The sequence below is a fragment of the Pseudomonas sp. BRG-100 genome, assembly GCF_000737955.1.
GTDB classification, from domain to species: Bacteria; Pseudomonadota; Gammaproteobacteria; order Pseudomonadales; family Pseudomonadaceae; genus Aquipseudomonas; species Aquipseudomonas synxantha_A.
On the sequence record NZ_JPRX01000001.1, the window covers coordinates 4,558,767 to 4,584,867 of the forward strand.

At 60.4% G+C, this 26,101-nt stretch carries 24 protein-coding genes; 7 read left to right on the forward strand and 17 right to left on the reverse strand.

What is annotated here, in order from left to right:
• Window positions 1-20: 20 nt before the first annotated feature.
• Complete coding sequence (locus JH25_RS07145) at window positions 21-950, reverse strand: AraC family transcriptional regulator (protein ID WP_032879669.1); 930 nt, start codon at window positions 948-950, stop codon at window positions 21-23.
• A 328-nt stretch (window positions 951-1,278) separates the two neighbouring features.
• Between JH25_RS07145 and JH25_RS07140 the strand changes: the two genes are divergently transcribed.
• Both JH25_RS07140 and JH25_RS07135 read left to right on the forward strand, forming a co-directional pair.
• Window positions 1,279-1,620, forward strand: a complete 342-nt coding sequence (locus JH25_RS07140; protein WP_032879670.1) for an antibiotic biosynthesis monooxygenase family protein — start codon at window positions 1,279-1,281, stop codon at window positions 1,618-1,620.
• A 45-nt stretch (window positions 1,621-1,665) separates the two neighbouring features.
• Window positions 1,666-1,914, forward strand: coding sequence for a hypothetical protein (locus tag JH25_RS07135; RefSeq protein WP_032879671.1), 249 nt, complete (start codon window positions 1,666-1,668; stop codon window positions 1,912-1,914).
• Window positions 1,915-2,038: 124 nt separating this feature from the next.
• Here the strand turns inward: JH25_RS07135 and JH25_RS07130 are convergent, their stop codons facing one another.
• From JH25_RS07130 to JH25_RS07110, 5 genes are all read right to left on the reverse strand, one after another.
• Window positions 2,039-2,671, reverse strand: a complete 633-nt coding sequence (locus JH25_RS07130; RefSeq protein ID WP_032879672.1) for a flavin reductase family protein — start codon at window positions 2,669-2,671, stop codon at window positions 2,039-2,041.
• Between the two features lie 74 nt (window positions 2,672-2,745).
• Window positions 2,746-4,065: an MFS transporter gene (locus JH25_RS07125; RefSeq protein ID WP_005790985.1), complete on the reverse strand. Its 1,320-nt coding sequence runs from the start codon at window positions 4,063-4,065 to the stop codon at window positions 2,746-2,748.
• A gap of 206 nt (window positions 4,066-4,271) precedes the next feature.
• Window positions 4,272-5,597: a sigma-54-dependent transcriptional regulator gene (locus tag JH25_RS07120; protein WP_032879673.1), complete on the reverse strand. Its 1,326-nt coding sequence runs from the start codon at window positions 5,595-5,597 to the stop codon at window positions 4,272-4,274.
• The gene (locus JH25_RS07115) at window positions 5,591-7,357 is read right to left on the reverse strand and encodes an ATP-binding protein (protein WP_032879674.1); all 1,767 of its coding nucleotides are present in this window, start codon (window positions 7,355-7,357) and stop codon (window positions 5,591-5,593) included. The genes JH25_RS07120 and JH25_RS07115 overlap by 7 nt, the downstream gene beginning before the upstream one ends.
• Before the next feature lie 253 nt (window positions 7,358-7,610).
• On the reverse strand, window positions 7,611-9,134 hold the full coding sequence (locus JH25_RS07110) for a fumarate hydratase (RefSeq protein ID WP_032879675.1): 1,524 nt from the start codon (window positions 9,132-9,134) through the stop codon (window positions 7,611-7,613).
• Between the two features lie 217 nt (window positions 9,135-9,351).
• Here JH25_RS07110 and JH25_RS07105 point away from each other — a divergent pair, with 217 nt between their 5' ends.
• Window positions 9,352-10,284 (forward strand): iron-sulfur-binding ferredoxin reductase, encoded by a 933-nt coding sequence (locus tag JH25_RS07105; protein ID WP_032879676.1) that lies wholly within the window; start codon window positions 9,352-9,354, stop codon window positions 10,282-10,284.
• Between the two features lie 160 nt (window positions 10,285-10,444).
• Here JH25_RS07105 and pyk read toward each other — a convergent pair whose 3' ends face one another.
• Complete coding sequence (gene pyk / locus JH25_RS07100; protein ID WP_005790976.1) at window positions 10,445-11,896, reverse strand: pyruvate kinase; 1,452 nt, start codon at window positions 11,894-11,896, stop codon at window positions 10,445-10,447.
• Between the two features lie 176 nt (window positions 11,897-12,072).
• On the opposite strand from pyk, the gene JH25_RS07095 reads away from it, so the two are divergent.
• Window positions 12,073-12,447 carry a tetratricopeptide repeat protein gene (locus JH25_RS07095; RefSeq protein ID WP_005790974.1) on the forward strand — a complete coding sequence of 125 codons (375 nt, stop codon included), beginning with the start codon at window positions 12,073-12,075 and terminating at the stop codon, window positions 12,445-12,447.
• 223 nt (window positions 12,448-12,670) lie between these two features.
• The gene (locus JH25_RS07090; RefSeq protein WP_032881230.1) at window positions 12,671-13,030 is read left to right on the forward strand and encodes a PilZ domain-containing protein; all 360 of its coding nucleotides are present in this window, start codon (window positions 12,671-12,673) and stop codon (window positions 13,028-13,030) included.
• A gap of 9 nt (window positions 13,031-13,039) precedes the next feature.
• Here JH25_RS07090 and JH25_RS07085 read toward each other — a convergent pair whose 3' ends face one another.
• The 6 genes from JH25_RS07085 to JH25_RS07060 are packed head-to-tail and all read right to left on the reverse strand — an operon-like array spanning window position 13,040 to window position 19,710.
• Window positions 13,040-14,371 carry a DUF58 domain-containing protein gene (locus JH25_RS07085; RefSeq protein WP_032879677.1) on the reverse strand — a complete coding sequence of 444 codons (1,332 nt, stop codon included), beginning with the start codon at window positions 14,369-14,371 and terminating at the stop codon, window positions 13,040-13,042.
• A 7-nt stretch (window positions 14,372-14,378) separates the two neighbouring features.
• Window positions 14,379-15,374 (reverse strand): AAA family ATPase, encoded by a 996-nt coding sequence (locus JH25_RS07080; protein ID WP_050549392.1) that lies wholly within the window; start codon window positions 15,372-15,374, stop codon window positions 14,379-14,381.
• Entirely contained in the window at window positions 15,371-16,528 is a 1,158-nt protein-coding gene (locus tag JH25_RS07075) for a DUF4350 domain-containing protein (RefSeq protein WP_032879679.1), read from the reverse strand. The genes JH25_RS07080 and JH25_RS07075 overlap by 4 nt, the downstream gene beginning before the upstream one ends.
• Window positions 16,525-18,054, reverse strand: a complete 1,530-nt coding sequence (locus JH25_RS07070) for a DUF4129 domain-containing protein (RefSeq protein WP_032879680.1) — start codon at window positions 18,052-18,054, stop codon at window positions 16,525-16,527. The genes JH25_RS07075 and JH25_RS07070 overlap by 4 nt, the downstream gene beginning before the upstream one ends.
• Window positions 18,041-19,021, reverse strand: coding sequence for a stage II sporulation protein M (locus JH25_RS07065; protein WP_032879682.1), 981 nt, complete (start codon window positions 19,019-19,021; stop codon window positions 18,041-18,043). The genes JH25_RS07070 and JH25_RS07065 overlap by 14 nt, the downstream gene beginning before the upstream one ends.
• On the reverse strand, window positions 19,018-19,710 hold the full coding sequence (locus JH25_RS07060; protein WP_032879683.1) for an RDD family protein: 693 nt from the start codon (window positions 19,708-19,710) through the stop codon (window positions 19,018-19,020). Before JH25_RS07060 ends, JH25_RS07065 begins: the two co-directional genes overlap by 4 nt.
• Window positions 19,711-19,877: 167 nt before the next feature.
• Between JH25_RS07060 and sbcB the strand changes: the two genes are divergently transcribed.
• Window positions 19,878-21,305 carry an exodeoxyribonuclease I gene (sbcB, locus tag JH25_RS07055; protein ID WP_032879684.1) on the forward strand — a complete coding sequence of 476 codons (1,428 nt, stop codon included), beginning with the start codon at window positions 19,878-19,880 and terminating at the stop codon, window positions 21,303-21,305.
• A gap of 90 nt (window positions 21,306-21,395) precedes the next feature.
• On the opposite strand, the gene mvaT is transcribed toward sbcB, so the two are convergent.
• Window positions 21,396-21,770, reverse strand: a complete 375-nt coding sequence (mvaT, locus tag JH25_RS07050; RefSeq protein WP_005790963.1) for a histone-like nucleoid-structuring protein MvaT — start codon at window positions 21,768-21,770, stop codon at window positions 21,396-21,398.
• A 350-nt stretch (window positions 21,771-22,120) separates the two neighbouring features.
• On the opposite strand from mvaT, the gene purU reads away from it, so the two are divergent.
• Window positions 22,121-22,969, forward strand: a complete 849-nt coding sequence (gene purU, locus JH25_RS07045; protein WP_005790961.1) for a formyltetrahydrofolate deformylase — start codon at window positions 22,121-22,123, stop codon at window positions 22,967-22,969.
• A 124-nt stretch (window positions 22,970-23,093) separates the two neighbouring features.
• Here purU and JH25_RS07040 read toward each other — a convergent pair whose 3' ends face one another.
• The 3 genes from JH25_RS07040 to JH25_RS07030 are packed head-to-tail and all read right to left on the reverse strand — an operon-like array spanning window position 23,094 to window position 26,057.
• A complete protein-coding gene (locus JH25_RS07040; RefSeq protein WP_032879685.1) occupies window positions 23,094-24,203 on the reverse strand; it encodes a lysylphosphatidylglycerol synthase transmembrane domain-containing protein in 1,110 nt (369 codons plus the stop codon).
• Window positions 24,191-24,943, reverse strand: coding sequence for a DUF2334 domain-containing protein (locus JH25_RS07035; protein WP_032879686.1), 753 nt, complete (start codon window positions 24,941-24,943; stop codon window positions 24,191-24,193). Before JH25_RS07035 ends, JH25_RS07040 begins: the two co-directional genes overlap by 13 nt.
• On the reverse strand, window positions 24,936-26,057 hold the full coding sequence (locus tag JH25_RS07030; RefSeq protein WP_032879687.1) for a glycosyltransferase family 4 protein: 1,122 nt from the start codon (window positions 26,055-26,057) through the stop codon (window positions 24,936-24,938). Before JH25_RS07030 ends, JH25_RS07035 begins: the two co-directional genes overlap by 8 nt.
• Between the last annotated feature and the right edge of the window lie 44 nt (window positions 26,058-26,101).

Below are 26,101 nucleotides of genomic sequence, written 5' to 3' on the forward strand. Positions count from 1 at the left end.
AAACACCTGAGCTGCGTACATCAGATGCTTTGGCGCAACCGGGCCAGGTCGCGCAGCGGTGGCGCTCCAAACAACCGGCTGTATTCCCGGCTGAATTGCGACGGGCTTTCATACCCCACCCGATACCCCGCGGCCGAGGCTTCCAGTCCTTCGGCAATCATCAAGCGCCGGGCTTCCTGCAAGCGCAGCTGCTTCTGGTACTGCAGCGGGCTCATGGCCGTAATCGCCTTGAAGCGATGGTGCAAGGTCGAGACGCTCAGGTTCACTTCCTTGGCCAGGTCGTCGATGCGCAGCGGTTGTTCGTAGTTGCCGTTCAACCACTTGATCGCCTGGCTGACGCGATGGCTCTGGCTGTTGGCCACGGCAATTTCATACAGGCGATAACCCTGTGGGCCCCGCAGCAAGCGATAGAGAATTTCACGGTTGATCAACGGCGCGAGCATGGCGATGTCTTTGGGCGTGTCCAGCAGGCGGGCCAGGCGCAGCACGGCGTCGAGCAACGGGGTGTCGATGCGGTCCACATACATGCCACGAGAGGTGGGACGCGACGGCACACCCATAGGCCCGGCTTCGGCAATCAGCGCGGTGAGCTGGGCCGGATCGATATTGATGCGCACCGACAGGTTGGGGTCTTGCGGGGTGGCATCGATGATTCTACCGGCTACCGGCATGGCGACCGAGAACACCAGATAATTGAGCGGGTCGTAGGCAAAGATTTCGTCGGCCAGGCGCACTTCCTTGCTGCCGCTGGCGAGGATGCACAGCGCAGGTTCCACCAGCACCGGCATGAAATCGCGTGGCGTGTTGTGGCGGTTCAGATACAGCGAGGTGATCGCCGTGCCGTAGGAGCCATCTTCCCAGGTGTGGCGGTGCACGATACTGGCCAGCTCGGCGCGTTGTTTCTCCATCTCGGCATCGACGGGGATGGGCTTTGGTTCGGGCGACGACATGGGGCGTCCTCTACACGCTGCTTTGATGGGCTCAGCTTAGCGGCAGCTTTTCAAAAAGTGTTACGTCGATTCTGCAGGATCCTTGCCTGATCCTGCGATAGGTAGTGAATCAGGCAAGCAGGCCGCCTGTCATCTCCCTGAAACACTGGACCGGTGCATGGAATAAATCCCGGGGGCCAAACGTCCTCTCTATGTTTCTCGCAGGATTGTGCAATAAGCCTGCAGGAATCGACTAACCGCATCCACAGCCGGGCCGCTATCTTTGATCCTGTGGCAACACACCCTCACCGTGCTTGCCGAGCATCACTTCTCAACGGGAGAGTCGAACATGTCCACCCCCATTCCCGCGAGCCACATGGCCTTTATCCGCGCCCGTAGCGGGTGCAGCACCGAACTCGGTGCACGCTTGAGCAGTTTGATCGAACCGGGTCGCCAAGCCCCAGGTTGCCTGCAATTTTCGTTGCAGCATTCCCAGGTCGATCCTGATATATGGCTGGTATCAGGTTTTTGGAGCAGCGAGGAGGCCATGAGTGCCTACTTCAGCTCACCGACCTTGATGATTTTTACGGAGTTGCTCAACGACATGGTCGTGCGCAGCATGGACTTCCAGACCTTCACCGATGCATCTGCCGTCAACGCCTACGGCGAGTACCTGCAACTGGCCGGTTGAACCGGTTTACAATGGCCGACTTTTCCATTGGCCAGGACCTGCAACATGGCACGTAAACAATTTGCCCACCACGAAGCCGTTTCCGCCTTGGTACGTGAAGAAGAGGGTGGCTATAGCGCTGCCATCGCCGTCAAGGCACTGGATGGCATGGGCGCCCCCAAGTTCCACAAGATCCTCGACGGGCAGAAGTTCAAGACGGCTTCGGATGCCGATGATGCGGCCACTGTGCAGCTAGAGGACCTGGTCGACGTGGACGCGGAAGGTCAACTGACTTGGGCAACGGCTTCCAACTAACGAACGCTGCCGATCAAATGTGGGAGGGGGCTTGCTCCCGATAGCGGTGTATCAGCCAGCAAATTTTTAGCTGATACATAGCCATCGGGAGCAAGCCCCCTCCCACAATTTGACTGTATGTCAGTCAGGGTTTTGTGGCGCCTGGGCGGTACATCTTGAACAGCGCTTGCGGCCCCAACTGGAAGTAATCCGCCGGGCCGCCGCCGCGCAAAATCGGCTCGGCGGCAGCAGTGTCGTAGATCCCATCCTTTAGCAACCACTTGGCGATGTGCACCGCAACCACTTCGCCCAGTACCAGCCAACTCGGCACCAGCTCCTTGTCGGCGCGTTGCAGTTGGATGATCTGCGTCACTTTGCATTCAAACGACACCGGGCTCTCGCCGACGCGGGGTACAGCGACGACTTTCGAAGCCACCGGCGTCAGGCCGGACAACTCGAATTCATTCACATCCGGTGAGACCGCCGCGCAACTCTGGTTCATCTGCTCGGCCAACGGGCGAGTGGCCAGGTTCCACACAAACTCGCCGGTCTGCTCAATGTTATTCAAGCTGTCTTTGCGCCCCACACTGGAAAACCCAATGATCGGTGGGATGTAGTTGAATGCATTGAAGAAGCTGTAAGGCGCCAGGTTCAGGCGGCCTTCGCTGTCGTGCGAGGAGATCCAGCCAATCGGGCGTGGGCCGACGATGGCATTGAACGGGTCATGGGGCAGGCCGTGGCCGTTGGCGGGTTCGTAGAAGTGGATATCGTCGGACATGACCTGTTCTGCTCTCGATTCTGGGGCCCACATCATATCCAATGTGGGAGGGGGGTTGTCCCCTCCCACATTTTTTAGTCCGTGGTAATCCGCGAGTGCTTGCGGGTGTCTTTCATGGTCACGTAGACCATCAGCGACACTGCGATACATGCGGTCACGTACCAGTAGTAGCCAGTTTCCATACCGATGCTCTTGAACCACAGCGCGATGTATTCAGCGGTACCGCCGAAGATCGACACCGTCAGCGCATACGGCAGGCCCACGCCCAGGGCGCGGATTTCGGTGGGGAACAGTTCGGCTTTCACCACGGCGTTGATCGAGGTATAGCCGCTGACGATGATCAGCGCTGCCATGATCAGGAAGAACGCGCCCCACCAGCTCTGGATGGTGTGCAGGGTGGTGAGGATCGGCACGGTGAACAGGGTACCCAGGACACCGAAGGCAATCAGGATCGGGCGACGGCCGACTTTATCCGAAAGCCCGCCGATGATCGGCTGCAGGCACATGAACAGAAACAGCGTGGCTGCCGAAATGGTGGTGGAGTCGGAGATGCTCATGCCGACCGTGTTCACCAGGTATTTCTGCATATAGGTGGTGTAGGTGTAGAACGCCAGGGTGCCGCCCATGGTCAGGCCGACCACTGTCATCAGTTCCTTGGGGTGGCGCATCAAGGTGCGCATTGCGCTTTCCTTGGCCTTTTCCTTCTTGGTGAACGACTCGGTTTCTTCCATGCCACGACGCAGATAGAGCGCGACCACTGCACACAAGGCGCCGATGGCGAACGGGATACGCCAGCCCCATGCGTACAACTGTTCGGTAGTCAGCAGTTGTTGCAGCACGATCAGCACCGCCAGCGCGATGAGTTGGCCGGAGATCAGGGTCACGTATTGGAAGCTGGAGTAGAAACCACGACGTTCCTTGGTCGCCATCTCGCTGAGGTAAGTGGCGGAAGTGCCGTATTCGCCACCGACCGACAGGCCCTGCAGCAAACGGGCAAACACCAGCAGGATCGGCGCACCGATACCGATGAGTTCATAGCCAGGGCTCAGGGCAATCAGCAGCGAGCCGAAGCACATCAGGTAGACCGAGGCCATCAGGGCTTTTTTACGCCCGACCTTGTCGGCATACAGGCCCATCAGCCAACCACCGATAGGGCGCATCAGGAAGCCCACGGCGAAGATCGCGGCGGTGTTGAGCAGTTGGGCGGTGGTGTCGCCTTTGGGGAAGAACGTCTTGGCGAAGTACAGCGAGAAGGCGGCGTAGACGTACCAGTCGTACCACTCGACCATGTTGCCGACCGATCCACTGAAGATCGACTTGATGCGGCTGGAAGTGGTGCGTTCTTTTGCCGGCGCAGACGCCGATCCCAGAGGCAGGGAGTTGGAGTTATCCATTGAAGGATCCTTCATCTAGTTGTTTTTATGGAGCGTGCTTGAGCACTGCCTGGCTTGGGCTATAGCAGAAGCTGTGCCAAGTGGATGAAGGCCCGGAATAGAAGGGTTGCGAGGTTTTTTTGAGCGGAAAGTTGCCGATTATTTTTGCGGGATGAGCGGAAATCCGCTTATGGCTGCTGGACCCTTCGCGAGCTACATAAGCAGGATCAGAGGAACATTTCCCGCACCAGCCCATGCCGCTGCATCTTTTCATTAAAGGTCCGACGCGGCAGTTGCAGCTCGGCCAGCACCGCTTTGATATCGCCTTTATGCCGGGTCAGCGCGGCTTTCAGGCAATGCGCCTCGAAAGCCTCCTGCTGCGCCGCCAGCGATTGCCCAGGTTCAATACCTTCAGGTTCAGGCTCTCCAAGCCCCAGCACCTGGCGCTCGGCGACGTTGGCCAGTTCACGTACGTTGCCCGGCCAGTCATGGCTGAGCAGGCGACTCAGCTGCGGCCCACTCAATGGCTCAAGATGGCGGCCCAAACGTTCGGCAGCGCTTTGGGCGAAATGCTCATACAACAACGGAATGTCTTCGCGACGCTCGCGCAGGGGCGGCAGGCGCAGTTGTGCGACGTTCAGGCGATAAGCCAGGTCCTCGCGAAAACGCCCGGCGCGTGCTTCTTCGAGCAGGTCCGGCTTGGTAGCGGCGATGATGCGCAGGTCGACATTGATGCTCTGGTTGGAACCCAATCGCTCCAACTTCTGCTCTTGCAACACGCGCAGCAGTTTTACCTGTTGCGCCAGGGGCATGCTTTCAATTTCGTCGAGGAACACGGTGCCGCCATGGGCGTACTCCAGCTTGCCGATACGCTTGCCCTGGGCGCCGGTGAAGGCGCCGCTTTCGTGGCCGAACAGCTCGGCTTCAAATAATTGCTCGGGGATAGCCGCGCAATTGAGCGCCACAAACGGCTTTTTGGCTCGTGGGCCGAAATCATGCAGGCAGCGGGCAACCAGTTCTTTACCGCTGCCGGTCTCGCCACGGATCAACACATTGACCGGCAGTGTCGCCAGGTCCAGCACCTGGCGACGCAGGGTTTGCAGGCCCTTGGACACCCCCAACAAGCTGGATTCCAGTTGTGCACGGTGATCGGCCTGTTGGTGCAGGCGACGGTTTTCCAGGATCAGGCCGCGCTTGTCCAGCGCCCGACGCAGGCTGTTGAGCAGGGCATCCGGGCTGAAGGGTTTTTCCAGGAAGTCGTAGGCGCCGTCGCGCATGGCTTCGACGGCCATCGGCACGTCACCATGGCCGGTGAGCAAAATCACCGGCAAGTCGGCATCGCGCCGCTGTACCTCGGCCAGCAATTCAAGGCCACTGAGCCCGGGCATACGCACATCGCTCAAGATCACCCCGGGGAAGTCCTTCGGCAGGTGCGCCAGGCACTCCTCGGCACGGCTGTACAACTGAACGTCAAACCCCGACAGGCTCAGCCACTGCTCGACGGCCGTACGAATGCTGGCTTCGTCATCCACCACAATCACTGCGTTCAACATAGGCCAGGTGTCTCCAGCGCGACGGGCAGGGTCAGGGTAAAGACTGCGCCGTCGCCACGATTGCCGGCGATCAGGCGCCCGCCCAATTCATGCACGATAGCGTAGGACACCGCCAGGCCCAAGCCGAGCCCGTCACCCACCGGTTTGGTGGTGAAGAACGGGTCGAATACGTTGTTCAAATGTTCTTCGGCAATCCCGCCACCGCTGTCGCTGACGCTCAACTGCCACAGCTGCTGATCGGCGTGCAGACGGATTTCCAGGCGTTTGTGCGGCTTGTCGGCCATGGCGTCCAGGGCGTTGCGCAGCAGGTTGATCAGCACCTGTTCCAAGCGAATCGCATCGCCGCGTACCCAGGCCGGGCGGGCCAGGTCCAGCACCACGCCGATGGCCTCATCGCGCAGGCGCGCGTCAAGCAGGTGCAGGGACTGGTCGACCACGGTGGCCAGATCCAGGCGTTCGCGCAGGCCGCTGGGGCTTTTGCGTGCGAAGGTCTTGAGGTGGCCGGTCAGCGCGGCCATGCGCGTCAGCATGTCATCCAACGGCGTGAGCGCCTTGTAGGCGTCGTCCACACGGCCATGGTCGAGCAACAGCCGCAGGGTGGCCAGCTGCATGCGTTGTGCGGTCAGCGGTTGATTGATCTCATGGGCAAGGGCGGCGGACATCTGCCCCAGCGCCGCCAGTTTGGCTGATTGAACCAGGCCATCCTGGGCGGTGCGCAGGGCCTGGGTGCGTTCTTCTACCAAGTGTTCGAGTTCTTCGCGGCTGCGTTGGCGAAGGCGAGCCAGGCGCCAGCGTTGACTCAGGAACAGCACAAGAAACACCAGCGCCAGCCAGGACCCGGCGGCGGCGAGGCCGGCATTGCGTTGGTCTTCAAACGGGAACTGCGGTTTGCGCAGCAGGTGCAGGGTCCAGCCTTCGGCTTTCAGCGGCAGGGATTCCCAGATGTAGTTGGCGCTGCCGTCCGGGCCGTTGACGCGCATCAGGTGGCTGTTGTCGTCGAAGCGCTGCAGGGTCTGGGTCTCCAATGGTTGCAGCTGCTTCTTGTCGTATTGGCGAGTGGCCTTGAGTTCCGCCAGGTCACTCTCTGATAGCGGCCGCAGGTTGCGATAACGCCAGCCCGGCTGGTTGGCGATAAACACAATGCCGCGTGCATCGCTGACCAGCAGCAAGTCATTGCCCTGAGCCCATTCGCGTTCCAGTTCGGGAAACTCCAGCTTGACCACCATGGCGCCGAGGAACTGCTCGTGTTCATCGACCACCGCGCTGGACAGGAAATACCCCGGAATGCCGGTCGTCACCCCCACCGCGTAAAAGCGCCCGGTGCCTTGGCTCAAGGTCTGGCTGAAATACGGACGGAACGCGTAATTGTGGCCGACATAGCTGCTGGGCAAATTCCAGTTGCTGGCGGCCACTGCCAGGCCGGTGCGGTCCATCAGCTCCAGCGTGGAGGACTGGGCGGCGCCGTTGATGCGTTCGAGCTTGCGATTGAGTACATCCTGGGTGGCGCTATCGAGTGGGCCCTTCAGCGCGCTGATCATTTCCGAATCCAGCGCCAGCACGGCGGGGAGGGCGCGGTAGCGTTCGATCAAGGTATGCAGCGAGTTGGCATACAACGCCAGCTGTTGATTGGCTCGAGCGGCTTCATCCACCAGGGCCTGGCGCTCGGCATGGCGGGTGGCCAAGGCGGCGGCCAGGACTGCGCCGGCGATGATCAGCAACGAGTAAAACGTCAGACGCAGAGGGCGAGGGATCACGATCATACGATGATGAGCAGGCACAGTGAGGGGCGAGCACCATAGCATGAGCTGTCTGGATCTTGTGGCGAACGAGCTTGTGTGGGAGCTGGCTTGCCTGCGATGCAGACACCTCGGTGCTTCAGTCACACCGAATTGATGTCATCGCAGGCAAGCCAGCTCCCACATTTGACAGAGTTCGCCATGGCAATCGCTTCAGGTATAAAAAAGGCGACTGGGCCATGGGCCGCAGTCGCCTTTATGCTTGTGGAGAAAGCGCTTACTGCACTTCCACCGCCAGGCTCTCACTGATCTTTTTCTGCCAGATGGCAGGACCGGTGATGTGTACCGATTCGCCGTTGCTATCGACTGCAACGGTGACCGGCATGTCTTTCACGTCGAACTCGTAGATGGCTTCCATGCCCAGCTCGGCGAACGCCACCACGCGGGACTTCTTGATCGCTTGGGCCACCAGGTAGGCGGCGCCGCCCACGGCCATCAGGTACACGGCCTTGTGGTCCTTGATCGCTTCGATAGCGGTAGGGCCGCGCTCGGACTTGCCGATCATGCCCAACAGGCCGGTCTGCTCGAGGATCTGACGGGTGAACTTGTCCATCCGCGTCGCGGTGGTCGGGCCCGCTGGGCCAACCACTTCCTCGCGCACCGGATCAACCGGGCCGACGTAGTAGATAAAGCGGCCCTTGAGGTCCACCGGCAGGGTTTCGCCCTTGTTCAGCATCTCGACCATGCGCTTGTGCGCCGCGTCGCGACCGGTGAGCATCTTGCCGTTGAGCAATACGGTTTCGCCCGGCTTCCAGCTTTGCACTTCTTCCGGGGTCAGGGTATCGAGGTTGACGCGGCGGGCCGATGGGCCGGCTTCCCAGACGATTTCCGGGTAGGCGTCCAGCGATGGCGCTTCCAGCGACGCCGGGCCCGAACCGTCGAGCACGAAGTGCGCGTGACGGGTGGCGGCGCAGTTGGGGATCATGCACACCGGCAGGGACGCGGCGTGAGTCGGGTAGTCCATGATCTTCACGTCGAGCACGGTGGTCAGGCCACCCAGGCCCTGGGCGCCGATGCCCAGTTGGTTGACCTTCTCGAACAGCTCCAGGCGCATCTCTTCGATACGGTTCTGCGGGCCGCGCTTTTTCAGCTCGTGGATGTCGATGGATTCCATCAACACTTCCTTGGCCATTACCGCGGCTTTCTCGGCAGTGCCGCCGATGCCGATGCCGAGCATACCTGGTGGGCACCAGCCGGCACCCATGGTCGGAACGGTCTTGAGCACCCAGTCGACGATCGAGTCGGACGGGTTGAGCATAGCCATTTTCGACTTGTTTTCGGAACCGCCGCCCTTGGCCGCCACGTCCACTTCCACGGTGTTACCCGGGACGATGGAGTAGTGGATCACCGCAGGGGTGTTGTCCTTGGTGTTCTTGCGCGCGCCTGCCGGGTCGGCGAGGATCGAGGCACGCAGAACGTTTTCCGGCAGGTTGTAGGCGCGACGCACGCCTTCGTTGATCATGTCGTCCAGGCCCATGGTGGCGCCGTCCCAGCGCACATCCATGCCTACGCGCACGAACACGGTGACGATACCGGTGTCCTGGCAGATCGGGCGATGGCCGGTGGCACACATGCGCGAGTTGATCAGGATCTGGGCGATGGAGTCACGGGCCGCCGGCGATTCTTCGCGCAGGTAGGCTTCGTGCATGGCCTGGATGAAATCAACGGGGTGGTAGTAGGAAATGAATTGCAGGGCGTCGGCAACGCTCTGAATCAGGTCGTCTTGCTTGATCACGGTCATGAGTCGCGCTCCTCTATAAGGGAACATTCAATAAAGGTGGCTTCAGTGTTACGTCGGTCGGCTGAAACCATCTTTCCAAGGCACGCCAAAGTGGTGCAGGCGCGACGCTAAAAAGGCGCGGCAGTATAACCCGGCGCGGTGGCCGATACACCCGACTATGGTCAAACTGTCGCAGGCATGATTCCCTGTGCGCGCTCCTTATGCTTGAGACCCTGATATGCCTGAACTGTACGTCGGCGAACGCCACTGGTCGGTCACCACCGGCAGCAACCTGCTGGATGCCTTGAATCAGGCAGGTGTGGCCGTGCCCTACAGTTGCCGGGCCGGCAGTTGCCATGCGTGCCTGGTGCGTTGCCAGGGCGAAGTCGACGACCAGCAGCCTGACGCGCTGAGCTCGGCGCAACGCCAGGACGGGTGGCGCCTGGCGTGTCAGTGCCGGATCAGCGCTGATCTGAGGGTCGAGGCGTTTGATCCGTTGCGTGATGGCCTGCCTGCGCGGGTGGAGGGGGCCGATTGGTTGAGTCCGACGGTGCTGCGCCTGCGCCTTCAACCCGAGCGTGGCCTGCGGTACCGCGCCGGGCAGCATCTGGTGTTGTGGGCAGGGCAGGTGGCACGCCCCTATTCCCTGGCGAGCGTGCCCCAGCAGGACCCGTACCTGGAGTTTCATATCGATTGCCGTCAACCCGGGGAATTCAGCGATGCTGCTCGCCACTTCAAGGTCGGTGAGCCGTTACGCTTGGGCGAGTTGCGCGGCGGGGCGTTGCACTACGACCCTGACTGGCAAGCCCGGCCCTTGTGGCTGCTGGCCTCCGGCACTGGGCTGGGTCCGTTGTGGGGTGTGTTGCGCGAAGCGCTGCGCCAGGATCACCAGGGTGCCATCCGTGTCATTCACCTGGCCCATGATGCCCAGGCTCACTACCTGGCCGAACCCCTGGCGGCGCTGGCCGCGCAGCATCAGAACCTTGTGGTGGAGTTATGGACCGCAGATGAGTTGGCCCAGGCATTGGGGCAACTGCGGCTTGCTTCGCGACAAACCCTGGCCTTGGTCTGCGGGCATCCTGCCAGCGTCGAAGCCTTTTCCAAGCGCTTGTTTCTGGCGGGGCTGCCGCGTAATCAACTGTTGGCCGATGTGTTCCTGCCCCGTGGTTGAGTGCTGACTGTCGAGTACAGGCTTTGCGGGTGTACGCGATTAACTGTGGGAGGGGGCTTGCTCCCGATGAGGCCCGACGGTTCAACACCTCAGCCGGCATTTGAAATGCAAAAAGCCCCGCCATTCTCATGGCGGGGCTTTTGTTTTTTCAGCCTGTCACTCAGACCTGTGGGTCGCCCACATGCAGGATCTTCATGCCATTGGTGCCACCGGTGGTGTGGTAGCTGTCGCCCTTGGTCAGGATGACCCAGTCGCCTTTCTCCACGACGCCGCGCTTGACCAATTCGTCGATAGCCTTCTGGCTGACTTCGTTCGGTGCCAGCGATGCCGGGTCGAACGGGATGGTGTATACGCCACGGAACATGGCCGCGCGGGCCTGGGCTTCGCGGTGCGGGGTGAACGCGTAGATTGGCACCGAGGAGCGAATGCGCGACATGATCAACGGCGTGTAGCCACTTTCGGTCAAGGCGATGATCGCTTTAACGCCCGGGAAGTGGTTGGCGGTGTACATGGCTGCCAGGGCGATGCTCTGGTCGCAGCTTTCGAAGACCTTGCCAATGCGGTGGCTGGAGGTCTTGCTGGTCGGGTGCTTTTCCGCGCCGACGCAGATGCGTGCCATGGCCTGGACGGCTTCCAGCGGGTACGGGCCGGCGGCACTTTCAGCCGAGAGCATCACGGCGTCGGTGTAGTCGAGCACGGCGTTGGCCACGTCGGACACTTCGGCGCGGGTCGGCATCGGGTTCTGGATCATCGACTCCATCATCTGGGTCGCGACGATCACCGCCTTGTTGTGGCGGCGTGCGTGCAGGATGATCTTCTTCTGGATACCGATCAGCTCGGCGTCACCGATTTCCACACCCAGGTCGCCACGGGCAACCATCACGGCGTCGGATGCCTTGATCAGACCGTCGAGGGTTTCGTCGTCGGCCACGGCTTCGGCACGTTCGATCTTCGCTACCAGCCAGGCGGTACCGCCGGCTTCGTCGCGCAGTTTACGGGCGTATTCCATGTCGGCGGCGTCGCGAGGGAAGGACACCGCGAGGTAGTCGACTTCCATTTCGGCGGCGAGCTTGATGTCGGCCTTGTCTTTTTCAGTCAGGGCCGGCGCTGTCAGGCCGCCACCGCGGCGGTTGATGCCTTTATGGTCGGACAGCGGACCACCGATGATCACGGTGCAGTGCAGCTCGGTCGGGGTCGCAGTGTCGACGCGCATGACCACGCGACCGTCGTCCAGCAGCAGTTCGTCACCGACGCCGCAATCCTTGACCAGGTCGGGGTAGTCGATACCGACAACGTCCTGGGTGCCTTCGGTCAGCGGGTGGCTGGTGGAGAAGGTGAACTTGTCACCGATCTTCAGCTCGATCCGCTTGTTGGCGAATTTGGCGATACGGATTTTCGGGCCTTGCAGGTCACCCAGCAATGCGACGAAGCGGCCATGCTTGGCGGCAAGGTCACGCACCAGCTTGGCGCGAGCCTTGTGCTCGTCCGGGGTGCCGTGGGAGAAGTTCAGACGGGCGACGTCCAAACCAGCCAGAATCAGCTGTTCGAGGACTTCCGGCGAGTTGCTGGCCGGGCCAAGGGTGGCGACGATTTTGGTACGACGGACGGACATGCACAGACTCCTGAGTTCAAGCGCTGGGGAAGGCTACTATGCTCTTTCGTTGTAGTCATTGTTCGTTTGCACTACTTATCGACGATTGCCTTTGTTTTTGCTGCAGTTGGATGGGCAAACAGCCTTGAAGATTTTCGCCCGGGGGTCGATACACTGCACAAGACAGGAGAACCCCCATGCGAATTTTGCTTGTTGCTGCCCTGGCCGTCAGTGTTGTCGGCTGTACCCGCTGGTCGATGGACCACCACTTGAACAACGCCTACCGTGCCTATGGGGTGGGCGACTGCGCACGTGTCACCCTGGAGTTGTCCCAGGTCGATCGCGAAAGCCGTACCCGTCGCTATGTGCAACCGGAGGTTTCGATGTTGCGCGGGCAGTGCCTGGAGCGGCAGAAACTGTTTGTCGATGCCGCACAAACCTATCAGTTCATCATCAGCCAATACCCGTCGAGCGAGTATGCCTACCGCGCTCGCGCCCGGCTCGATACCTTGCAGCAGCTGGGGCATTACCAGGGCGGGAGCGCCGTAAAACCACGGCCCGCGTCGTTGTAATGATATTTGTCATTTCATAGCTGGCCCGTTGCCAGTCTTGGGCTATTCTTTGGAGGTCTGTTTGTATAGGTTTTCATTCGAACGGATGCAAGGCCCGGATTCGGCAGCTGTCTGGTGACAAGCGGTACCTGTTGTCAAACCGGGATCCAGGGAGAGCGAGCGGTTGCTCGTTCCGAATCACTGGCACAGTCAGACTCTTGGCTATTGGATGGCGACTTTCATCATGTTTACTGCGCGACGGATCGAACGGCATCAATTGCCTTACTTTTTGCAGGTGTTCAACCGTATCACCGACAAACCAATAGGTTTTTTGGGCAATGTGTCTGAAAACGGGCTGATGTTGATCAGCCAATTACCCATGATGATCAATGTGGATTTTGAGCTGTGCCTGAAAGTACCAACGGCACAAGGCGAATTTCAGACGATTGATCTCACAGCGACCTGTTTATGGAGTCATGAGGATGTCAATCCTCAGCACTATGACTCCGGGTTCCGGGTGCAGAATGCATCCGAAGAGTACAGGCAATTGATTGATGCCCTGTTGCAGTACTTCAGCTTTGATCCTCAACAGGCCTCCGTCTGAACACAGCAGTTAGAAAACCCCGGCTTTTTTCCATCCCAGGTAGCGCGTCACCAGCGTGGCGCCCATTTCTGAAGGCAACGTGTCCAATACTGAAAGCCCATGAGCGCTCAAGCGATCATGGAGTTGGTTTCGGCTGTTGAGGTAATCGACGGTGCCACTGTAGGCCAGTGCTTCGGGCAATGTTTGCACAGGGGCCTGGCGCAGTTGATCGAGGATTTCCTCTCGCAGGCTGGCTACCAGTACGCGGTGTCGCCTACCGATTCGTTTGACGGCGCTCATCAGCGCTTCATCATCCTCATCCCGCAGGTTTGTGACGATGATCACCAGTGCCCGGCGTTTTTGGCGTGCCAGCAATTGATGGGCGGCAGCCTCATAGTCGGCGGTGTTTCGGGTGGCCTCCAGATCGTAGACAGCATTGAGCAAAGTGTTCAACTGGCCACTGCCCTTGACCGGCTTCAGGTAGCGCGGTTGGTCGCTGGCAAAGGTGCACAACCCCACGGCGTCGCCCTGTCTCAGGGCGACGTAGCTCAAGAGCAGGCAGGCGTTGAGGGCGTGGTCGAAATGAGATAGCTCGGCATCCTGGCTGCGCATGCGCTGGCCGCAATCGAGCATGAATACGATTTGCTGGTCGCGCTCGTCCTGGTATTCCCGGGCGATCGGTGTGCGTTGACGGGCGGTGGCTTTCCAGTCGATCTGGCGCAGGCTGTCGCCTTCACGAAACTCGCGCAGTTGATGAAATTCCAGGCCTAATCCCCGGCGTTGATGTTGGCGCACGCCCAACTGGCTCAGCCAGTTATCCACACCCAGCAACTGCGCGCCATACAAGCGGGCGAAATCCGGGTAGACCCGGGTGGCGTCGTGGGTTTCGATGCATCGCCGTGCCGACCACAGCCCCAATGGGCTGGGCAGCCAAAGTTCGCAGCGACTGAAACTGAAATGTCCGCGTCGCAAGGGGCGAACGCGATAGCCCAACTCGCCGCGCTCGCCAGGGCGCAATTCAATGGATTGAGGCAGGTTATCCACACTCAGGCCATCGGGCACGTGATCGAATACCTGCACGGTCAGTGGCTGAGGAAAGTCGTGCTCCAGGCACAGGCGCACTTCTTCCCAGCGCCCCAGCGCCAGGCTGCCGGGCAGTTTCCTGTGGACGCGCGCCGTGGGGCGACGGTGCAAGCGTACGGCATCCAGCAGCGCCAGCAGCAGCAAAGCCAGCAGCAGGCCCCAGGCCACTGAATACAAGGTTTCAGGTACCTTGAGCTGCAACGCGACCGAAGCGCCCAACAAGGTGTTCAGGCCAAGCAGCACACCCAGCCAGATCAGGAGCAGACGGGTCGGTTTCATGGGCGTGTCATTGCCTTGGCGCCGCTACTTGATCCAGCAACTGCTTGAGCACCTGATCCACCTCCAGGCCGTCGATGTCCAGTTCCGGCGCAATGCGTACCCGATGTCGCAGCACTGCCAGGGCACAGCCCTTGATGTCATCGGGTGTCACGAATTCTGCACCACGCAACAGCGCCCGGGCACGGCCGCCGCGTACCAGGGCGATAGAGGCCCTGGGCCCGGCACCGATGGTCAGTCCTGGCCAACTGCGTGTGGCGCGCGCCAGGCGCACAGCGTAATCGAGCACCTGTTCATCCAGGGGCACGTCACTGGCGATCTGCTGCATCAGCACCACATCCTCGGCCTGCAGCACAGTGCGCAACGGCTGCACATCCAGCATGTCTGCCCTGGATGAGCGCGTCACTTCGCGGACCATGTCCAGTTCTTGTTGGGCGTCGGGGTAGTCCATGCGGACCTTGAGCATGAACCGGTCCAACTCGGCCTCGGGCAACGGGTAGGTGCCTTCCTGCTCGATGGGGTTCTGGGTCGCCAGCACCATGAAGGGCTCGCCGATGGGCAATGCCTCGCCCTCAAGGGTGACTTGGCGTTCCTGCATGGCTTCGAGCAACGCTGCCTGGGTCTTGGCCGGGGCGCGATTGATTTCGTCGGCCAGCAACAGGTGGGTAAACAATGGCCCCTTGCGCAGTTTGAACTGTTCGGTCTGCAGGTCGTACACGGCGTGGCCGGTGACATCGCTGGGCATCAGGTCCGGGGTGAACTGGATACGGGCGAAATCACCGCCAAAGCATCGGGCCAGGGCACGTACCAGCAAGGTCTTGCCGAGCCCGGGTACGCCTTCGAGCAGTACATGGCCGCCTGCGATCAAGGCGGTGAGCACATCGTCAATCACCTGATCCTGGCCAATCACTGCCTTGCGCAATTCCACACGCAGGGCCTGGGCTTGCTGGCTGGCACGTTGCAGGTTCTCGGTGGTCAGGGCGGTGGCCATTGGAGAGTCGCTCATAAGGCATTCCTGAGGGTTTGCAGGCACGCAACCTGTCGGCTGAAGTCGGCGCTGGAGAGCCGTTTCTGCGTCAGTGGTTCGAGCGCCTGGCTGATGATGTGAGGGGGTTGTCGCGTCAGGTGTTCCAGCACCTGCCACTGCTCTGCTGTATCGAGATGCTCAAAGCCTGGATGGCGTCGCCGGGCGGCGCGCAGGATGTCGTGCTGCAAGGCTTGCAGCAAGGTGCCCTGGCCGCTGCGGCGCAGCAGGAAATCGGCGCTGGCCTTCAAATGTTCCTGGAGCTGCCGACGTGCCTTGGGCGCTGGTGCCTGGATCGGGCCCTGGCGCATGGCGGCCTGCCATAGCGCCAGGGCAAGCAGTGCCGCAAGCGCGACGAGGGCCTGTGGGAAATATCGAATCAACAGGGTAAACAGATCGTCCGTTTCACTGTTGAACAGCAAGGTGACGTCAGTCTCCTGGGTCAGGTACCACAGTAACCAGGCGTTATCGTGTTGGCCGATGCTCGGGGTTTTCCACAGGTCGCTATCGGTAATCACAGTGACGCGGCCGTGCCCCAGGTTGAGTTGCATCAGGTGGCTTGAATGGGCGCTGTTGGCGGAAAACTGCGCCAGGTGTTTGGGGTCGATGAGGTTGAAGTCGGTGTCAAAACTGAAATACGCCGGGGCGGTTTCGTTGTCGACATAAAGCCTGGTCAGGTCTGCCGCAGGCTGTTTACGGGCAGGCGCCGGTTCGTCGAAGGTTTCGCTCAAAGCCTGGTGGATATCAAGGCGATCAAGCAGCAGGTCGCCGCTCTTGCTGGTCTCCTCGTCCCACAATGCCTCGGCGACCAGCAGCAAGTGCCCGCCGGCGTTTGTCCAACTCAGCAGTTGCTCGACCTGGCGCGGGGTCATGTTGCTGCGTTCCCCCAGCAGCAACAGGCTATGACCTTTGGCGGGTAGGTCCGCGAGCCGTTCAAGGCCGTTGGCGCTTTCCACCACCAGGCCTTGCTGGTGCAGGAAATGCTCGGCGGCCAGATAAGGATTGGCGAGTGCATCCGGCGATGGGCCGCGATCCACCACTTCGTCATAGGGGATTGCCTTGTGCCAGGCGTACAAGCCACCCATGCCCAGCAGGCACACCAGCAGCAGCGCCACCCACAATAATGGCCGGTTCATTGGCTGGCTCCGTCATTGAACAGAGCGCGCCAATCGCTGCACAGCTTTTGTTGGGTCGAGGAGGGCGGCAGGCGATGACCATAGGCGAGGTTTTGCCAGTGACGCGTCAGTTCGTCACTGAACGCCAGCAACTGCGGTTGTTGCAAGTGTCGAACGCGCTCCAGCACCTGGCCTTCGGTGTCGGCGCTTTTGAGCGGCAGGTCGAATTCATGCAGCAGCCGGCTGAGCAGGCCGCGATACAGCAGGCCAAGGGCTTGCCTTGGCTGAGTGGGCCATAGTTGTTCGGCGGCGCTGGCGATGTCTTGCGGCAATGTATCGAGCCCCAGCTCAAGCCCGAACAACTGAGCGGGGGTAGGTGTGGCGGTTGCAGGGCGGGCGCGCCGGCTGCGGCTGACAAAGGTGCGTAGCCACTCACGGTAACGCCACACCACCAGGGCCAGCCCACCAATCACCAGGCTCCACAATAGTATTTCCAGGGTTTTGGCGAGGGGTTTGAAGGTGTCGCTGTTGAGGTTGTCGAGTAAGGCCTGGAGCCAACCGGGTAATTTACCGTCGCCACGGGCTGTGCTTTTAACCGGTGTTTTTTCTTCACCAAACCGATAACGGGTGACGGTTTCCGGATTCTTGAAGGGCGGCTTGTCCAGCAGTGCCTTGATGGACTGACTGGCAGCCTGGGTATTGAGTGGCTTATGACCCGTTGATTCATCGGCCATGGCGGGTGGGCTGAACGGTATGAGCGTCAGCCCGACGACCAGCAACAACAGCGACGCAGCACTGCTCAGGCGCTGACGCAAACGGCGCAATACCAACTCCAGGTCCCAGGCTTCCAGAGCCGTACGACGATTGAGGTACAGGCTGAAACCACAGGCAACGTAGATGGGTTCCCAGAACACCAGGATCAGCGCGTAAAAGGCATTGCCCAGGTGCTCCAGCCACAGCACGTTCGGGCTGGTTGCCAGTGCCAGGCGTTGCCAGTCCCAATCCATTTCCAGCTGCTGCGGGATGAATAAATAGAACAGCGCCATGGCGCCGAACCACAGGCCGATTTCCAGGTGTACGCCGATAATGGTCAGCCAGCGGGCGGCACCAGCGTTACGTTGCAGCAATATCCCCAGGCGCTGTTGCCGCGCCTGACCCTCGAGGCCTTCAAGTTGACCTACCGGCAACGTAAAGCTGCGGCTCATGCTCAGGCGTCGCCAGGTCAGGCTGGCGAACAGTTGGCCCTTGAGCAGTTGCGGCCACTGGCGAACGGCCTGTTTGAGACGGGGGGGCTCGCCAAACAGGGCTTTGGAAAGAATGTACAGCGGCAAGCGGTCAAAGGCCGGCTTGAGCCACCAGAACAGAAACATGGCCAGCGACGGGTAATTCCACAGCAGCACGGTCAGCGAGATAAACACCGGCAGGCTCACCATTGCCCAACTGCCCATCAGCAGCAAACGATGTTCCCTGGCCATCAGTACGCCCAGGTCCATGGCTTCCCAGGAAGTACGCGGGCGAATCACCACGCTGGCGTCAGTCAGGCGCATGGCGAGTCCGTCCGGCGAAGATCAGATAAACGGCCACCAGCAGCCAGAGCGCGGTGCCTACCAGGTATTTGAGCCAGGGCTCGATGTGGGTGGTGGAGGACCAATAGGCTTCGATGAACGCCGCGATCAGCAGAAACACCATGACGCCGCAGAGTATCCGCACACTTTTGTGGGCTGCCAGGCGCAAGGCCTCGCTGCGTGCCAGCCGCCCGGGAGCGATCAGTGACCAACCCAATTGCAAACCCGCGGCACCGGCCAGCGCAATGGCGCTCAATTCGAATGCGCCATGACCGATGACGAATGACCAGAAGGTTTGACCATAGCCAATGTCGGTCAGGTGCCCTGAGACAGCGCCGATGACCAAGCCGTTGAAAATCAGGAAGAACACGCTGCCCAGGCCAAACAACAGGCCGGCGGCAAACGTCTGGAAGGCGATGCCGATGTTGTGCATCACGTAATAGCCAAACATCATCCAGTCCTCGCTGGCTGCACGCTCGGCAGCGCGCCCCAGACGACTGGCGGCGGGGTCGTACATGCCCTGCATCTCGGCCACCTGTTGGGCGCTGACGATGCTGTAGATCAGGTCGGGGAACAGGTAGACCAGCAGTGCAATGCCCACCAGGCTGCCGAAGAACAGCAGACCGGCGATCAGTACGAAGCGCCACTGTTCACGTACCAGGCATGGGAAATCGGCGAGCAGGAACGCCAGCATCTTGGCCGCCAGTTGGCTGCGATGGCGATACAACTGTTGATGGCCGCGCAGCGCCAGTTGCTGCAGCCGGTCTACCAGGTAGCTGCTGTAGCCACGCTGTTGGGCCAGGGCCAGGTGTTGGCACAGGCGTCGATACTGGTGAGGGAAGTCAGCCACTCCGCCAGCCTTGGCTTTGCCTTGCTCCAACTGCTCAAGTTGCTGCGCGTAGGTTTGCCATTGCTGCTGGTGGCGGCTTTCAAAAAGACTCTGCTTCATGTCGGCCCCAATAAGCCACGGGCCACACCGTTGAGTTGCTCCACGGCGCGCGCCGGAGGCACTTGCAGGGGCGTGGCGAGGATCGCCGCCAGTTCATGCACGCGTTCGGCAGACAGCTCCGCCTGGCGCTCGGCAAAACCGAGGATGGCCCGCTGTTCGCTCAACTCCAGTGCAAAGGGCAGGCGCAGCGCGGCGGCTTGAGGGATACGCGGGCGCACCAGCGGTAGTTCGCGGTAGACCACCAGTGTACCGGCGGCCAGATCGCCCAGACGCTTGAAGTGCGGGTGTTGCAGGCAGCTGATCGCACCGAGGAAATAACCAAAAGGCAGCATGTCGACAAAGCGCAGCAGGTTGCGGATCAGCGACGCCGACCAGCCAATCGGGGTGCCGTCATCCTGCACCACCCGCAGGCCCATGACCTGCTTGCCCGGCGAGCAGCCCTGGTTGAGCACTTCAAACAGCACCATGTACCACCAGCTCACCAGGAACAGCAGCAGCGACCCCAGCCCGATGCCAATATTGCCCAGCAGCGCCAGGGGCACCAGCAGGATGCCCATGATGATGCCACGCACACCCAGGTCGAATGCAAAAGCCAATGCCCGGGATGGCAGGCCGGCAGGGCGCAAGGGCAGGTCGATCCCCTCCGGGGTCTCGATTTGGTAATGGGTATCCAAAGGAGCTGGCGGCATTGCGATCCCTGGCAGTGCAAAGTGGTTAGGAGACACGGATGCTAGCAGTGTCGACGCTGGAAGCAACCACTCAAGGTTTTGCTGGATATTTATACAGTAAAGGTATCGCTGGCCCCAGGCACCTTGCAGCGCCTAGACTTTGTCGGTCTTCAGCACAGGAATAGCCCGTGACCTCGATTTTCTGGTACGACTATGAAACCACCGGTATCAACCCGCGCAACGATCGCCCGCTCCAGGTAGCCGGTATTCGCACCGATCTCGAACTCAACGAGGTCGGTGCGCCGATCAATCTTTATTGTCAGCCCGGCGACGATATTCTGCCCCATCCGGCTGCGTGCGCGATCACCGGCATCACGCCAGGCGTCCTGGCACAGAAGGGCCTTGCCGAAGCCGACTTCATGACCCGGGTGCACGCCGAGTTGGCCGCGCCAGGCACCTGCGGCGCCGGTTACAACACGCTGCGGTTTGACGATGAAATGACGCGCTACAGCCTGTACCGCAATTTTTTCGACCCTTACGCGCGCGAGTGGCAGGGCGGTAACAGCCGTTGGGATTTGATCGACGTGATGCGCACTGCCTATGCGCTGCGGCCGGAGGGCATTATCTGGCCTGAGCAGGACGGGCGCGTGACGCTCAAGCTGGAGCGGCTGACCCACGCCAATGGTATCGACCATGGTCAGGCACACGATGCGTTATCTGATGTGCGTGCAACCATCGCCCTGGCGCGATTGGTTCGGCAAAAGCAGCCCAGGCTGTACGAGTGGTTATTTCAACTGCGCAGCAAGCAGCGAGTTATGGATGAGGTGCGGTTGTTGCAACCAATGGTGCATATCTCCGGGCGTTTTTCCGCCGAGCGCCATTACCTGGGCGTGGTCTTGCCCCTGGCCTGGCACCCGCGCAACCGCAATGCGTTGATCGTCTGCGACCTTGGGCTCGACCCACAGGGGTTGCTGGACCTGGATGCACAGACCTTGCGCGAGCGCCTCTATACGCGCCGTGATGAGTTGGCGGACGGTGAACTGCCGGTGCCCCTCAAGTTGTTGCATATCAACCGCTGCCCGGTGGTAGCACCGTTGAAGGTGTTGCGTGCGCAAGACCGCGAGCGTCTGCAACTGGATATGAACACCTATCAGGCGCGGGCGCTGCGGCTAACTGACGCACAGGAAGTTTGGCGCGACAAGTTGGCGGCCATTTACGCCGAGGAAGACTTTGCCTCGAATGCAGACCCGGAGCAGCAGCTCTACGATGGTTTTATTGGCGATCGGGATCGCCGGTTATGTGAACAAGTTCGCATGGCAGAGCCCGCCCAATTAGCACATCAATCGTGGCCGTTCGATGATCATCGTTTGCCGGAATTATTATTTCGCTATCGCGCACGTAACTTCCCTGAAACCTTGAATACAGAGGAACAACAACGCTGGAGACTTTTCTGTCGGCAACGTTTGTCAGATCCGCAGTGGGGAGCACCGAATACCCTGATGGCATTTAAGCAGGCGCGCGAGGAGTTGGCGCTTAGTGCCACCTCATTTCAGTGCCAGGTGCTGGATCAATGGCAGGAGTATGCCGATTCTTTAGCGGCCCGCCTGAGCCTGTAGGCCGGTAATTGCTGAGTATTCAGACAATAAAAAACGCCAGCAAGCTGGCGTTTTTAATGTGTAGCGTATCGGGTGAGCGTCCGACCAGGCTTAGCCCAGCAGAGTCGCCCAACCTTCAACTACGTCACCGCCCCACTTGGCTTTCCACTCTTTCAGAGTTTTGTGGTTGCCACCTTTGGTTTCAATCACTTCGCCGTTGTGCGGGTTTTTGTATTGCTTGACTTTGCGAGCACGCTTGGTGCCGGTAGTTTTTACAGCGCCGCGCGGCGCTTTAACTTTCGACTCTGGATCCAGCAGCGCGATGATGTCACGCAGGGATTTGGAGTATTCACCCATCAGGGTGCGCAGTTTGCCTTCGAATTCCAGCTCGGTTTGCAGCTTGTCGTCTTGGGACAGGTTCTTCAAACGGGCTTGCAGCTCTTTGATTGCTTCTTCGGTGGCGCGGTATTCGTTGATCAGGGACATGTGGACTACCTTATGTAGAACGCTGATTGACAGGGTGAGTGGCCTAATAATAGTCAGGCAATTTCACCAAGTAAACATTTAAGAAAATATTTATGTGAAGCAGATTGAATGTTTGTGGCAAAGCGATGCAAAAGTGTTAATTGGCAGCCGTTACGCCGAAAGATAAATACCTTAATTTTTCGCTAACTGTCTGGGCGTGCCGTTGTACGGTCATATAGCGATGGTAAAGCCTTACGCTATTAAGGGCTGTTGCCACCAGGCGGCTGCAGAATAAGGCGCAAGGAATACTGCAGTTTTTCTGCGCAATCGCTAGAATAGCGGCCTTTGCGAAGTTCTGGAGTTTCCCCCTAATGCGCACTTTTCGGCTGGTGATTGCTTGCCCGGACCGGGTTGGCATCGTTGCCAAGGTCAGTAACTTTCTGGCTTCCCACAATGGTTGGATCACCGAGGCGAGCCATCACTCGGACGATCTCAGCGGTTGGTTTTTCATGCGTCACGAAATTCGTGCCGATACGCTGCCCTTTGGCCTGGAAGCTTTCCGCGAGGCGTTTGCGCCCATCGCTGAAGAGTTTTCGATGACCTGGCACATCACCGACACGGAACAGAAAAAACGCGTGGTGCTGATGGCCAGCCGCGAATCCCACTGCCTGGCAGATCTACTGCACCGTTGGCACAGCGACGAGCTGGACTGCGAGATCGCCTGCGTGATCTCCAACCATGACGACCTGCGCAGCATGGTCGAGTGGCATGGCATCCCGTACTACCACGTACCGGTCAACCCGCAGGACAAGGAGCCGGCATTCGCCGAGGTTTCGCGCCTGGTCAAGCAGCACGAAGCGGATGTGGTGGTGCTGGCGCGCTATATGCAGATCCTGCCACCTGAACTGTGCCGCGAATACGCCGGCAAGGTGATCAATATCCATCACAGTTTCTTGCCATCGTTTGTTGGGGCCAAGCCGTATCACCAGGCTTCCCTGCGCGGCGTGAAATTGATTGGCGCGACGTGCCACTACGTCACCGAAGAGCTGGACGCCGGCCCGATCATCGAACAGGACGTGGTGCGTGTCAGCCACAGCGACAGTATCGAAGACATGGTGCGGTTTGGCCGGGACGTCGAGAAGATGGTGCTGGCGCGTGGCCTGCGTTACCACCTGGAAGATCGGGTATTGGTACACGGCAACAAGACCGTGGTGTTCTGATCGTTCGGGTTTGGTTGAATAAGCAGGGGCCTGGGAGTAAAACTCCTCAGGCCCTTTTTTATTCCTGCTCTCAAGGAGGCCTCTATGACCGATCCACTCGATAAAGCCACCTCCAGGGCGCCCGCTACGGTGGGCGAGGGTTGTCTGAGTCGCTACGACCCGCAGGCGCTGGGCGCCGAGGATGGTACTGAGTTTCCCGATGCGGCCCGTTTGTGGGAACAGCTGCAGGCGCAGGACGAGCCGCCTGTCGACCCTGTAAAAGACGCTTGAGCAGCGGTTTGCCGACCAGCAGCACAAAGACTGGGGCGCCGGCCAGCAGATAGAAGTAATAGGTGACCGCCCGCCAGATCAGGATTGCCGCTGCCGCAGTGGACTTGCCGACCATGGGGGCCAGTAAGGCCGCTGATGTCAGCTCTGCCGCTCCCGCCCCGCCCGGCAACAGACTGAACTGCCCCGCCGTCAGGGACAGCATCTGGATCAGGAAGCTCAAGGCCCACTGCACATCCCCGCCCAAACCGCGCAGCGCCAGGTACAACACGCTGTAGCGCAACAACCAATGCAGGCTGGTCAGCGCGAACACTCCGAGCAACAAGGGCCAGGGTAATTTCAGTGTGGCAGTGAACGCCGCGAGAAAACGCAGCAACCTGCGAGCCCAGCGCCGACGGGTGGGGGCCCTTACCCTAATGGCCTTGAGCATCGCGCCGGCCAGGCGAATCAGCCGACGATGAAAACGCACCACCGCCAGGCCACTGATGATCCCGCCGATCATCGATATGACACTGAGCCCCAGCAACCATTCCAGGCGCGGGTTGAGGCTATGGAACAGCGCATACAAAACGATTCCCGCCAAGGCGCACAGAAAAAACAGCAAATCGCTCAACTGGTCCATGGCGAATACCGCGCTCGCACGGGCAGGGCGTATGCCATTGCGCGCCAGCAACGCCATCAGGGTCAGCGGTCCGCCGCTGCCGCCGGGCGTGGCGCACATGGCGAACTCGGTCGATATCACTGCCCCCAGGCTTTTGAGCCGTCCCAGTTGGCTGCCTTGCTCGCCCAGTAACAGGCGCAGACGCAGGCTGTTGATCAGCCAGCAGCCGATAATCATGGCAAACATCCCCACTAGTTGGGGTAAGGGAAACTGCCGCAGGCGCGCAACCGTTTCGCCGCCGCCCAGCCATACGGGTATCAACAGTGCGACCAAGAGGGCCAACAGCAGCCAGATCAATCGGCCCATGACTGCGTCTTCAGCCAGGCGGCCTTGGTGTGGGGACGACGACCCGCGTTGAGCAGGCGTTGCAGGGTTTGCAGCCAATAACGACGGGAAAACTCGTGGCGCATGTCCACCGGGTGCAATCCCAATCGGATCAGCGGGGCCTCGCGCCAGCGCTGTTCGCGCCGGTCGCTGAGCACTTTGGACAGCCTGCGGCGCCAGGCGCTGCGGGCGCTCCAGACCAGACCCGGGGCATCGATAGGAGTGAAGTCAGGCAGGCGATAAAGATGCTGCGGGTCGCTGGTGTAGCAAAGCGGTAACTGGCGCAACGCCTGGCGGGTGCCTTCGCTCATCAACCAGGCCGGGGCGACAAAGCCGTGCAACGGCCAGTCATTGCGCTGGAATATTTCGATGCCGGCAGTAAGACGCCGTAACGCCTCGGCCTCGGACAACTGGTAAAACTCGCCTTCATGGGTGTAGATGCGCCGCATGAACCACTCTTTCGGCGAACGCGGCGCAGGTTGGTCGTCGCAGTGGTAATAGCCGTGCAAGGCGAGTTCGTCGCCCTTGGCGATGCGGCTGTCGAGCAGTTGGCGAAAATCGCGGTGGGCTGCTAGGGCATCATGGTGATGGAAGTCCGGCACCACCAGCCAGGTGATGGGCACGTTGCCCAAGGCATCGACGGCCTCGACAAAGGGCCGGTAGTCGGCCCAGGTGCTCGGTGCCACGTCGTGCAGCACCAGCATCAGCGCAGGTTCAGCCATGGGCGAGCATCGGCTTATGACTGCCCAGCACCGCGTGGTAATGCCCCAGCAGGCTGTCGACCACCGTGTCCCACGCGTAATGCTGCTCGACATGGCGCCGAGCCTGGGCGCCCAAACGCCGGCTGTCGGTGCTGAACAGTTCGCGCACCGAATCGGCCATCGCCTTGGGATCGTTGGGGGCACACAGCAGGCCACAGCGCTCATCGACAATCTCGGTAAAGGCCCCGGCCGCGACGGCGACGACCGGGATGCCACTGGCCATGGCTTCCAGAATCACCAGGCCGAAGGTTTCCTGGTCGCCGCCATGCAACAAGGCGTCGGCGCTGGCCATCAGCCGGGCGACATGGTGAGCGGGGCGGAAACCATCTATCACAGTGACATTGTCCGGCACGCTGGCTGGCATACCGGAGCCCACCAGCAACAAGTGGTAGCCCTCGCCCAGGCGCTTCATGCAGTTGAGCAGTACCGGCAGGTTCTTCTCCTTGGAACCGCGTCCGGCGAAGATCAACAGCCGTGTATCTTGGCCAATTCCCAGTTCGGCACGCAGGCCGGGGTCGCGCGCATCCGGGGTGAAGGTGTGCAGGTCAACCCCCAGAGGTTGGACGAAGACGTTTTTTACCCCGAGTCCACTGAGTTTGTCGGCCATTACCTGGCTGGGGGCGAGCACCCGGTCAAAATTCCCATAGAGTTTGCTGACATAGGCTTCAACGTTGGGAGTAAACCAGGGACCCATGCGGTTGCTCACCAGCAGCGGCAGGTCGGAGTGGTAGAAGCCGATGACCGGCACATCCAACTGACGCCGGGCATCCAGCGCGGCCCAGGCAGTCAGGTATGGATCGCCGACCTCGATCAGATCGGGCTGTAAATCGTGCAGGACATTTCGCCAGGGCGCCAGGCGAAGGGGGAAGCGGTAACCCTTGCCAAAGGGCAGGGCAGGGGCCGGCACTTTGAAGACCCCGTCCTGTTCGCTCAAGTGCGCGCCGGGGATCAACAGGCTATGGCAAATCCCGGGCTTGAGCGCCAGACGTCGATGCTTGGCATCGAGGTAAGTGCGTACGCCACCGCTTGCCGGGGCGTAGAACATGGTTATGTCAGCGATATGCACGATGAACATCCCTCCGATCCATTGCTCTCCCTAGATGGACCTGAGGTAAGGAT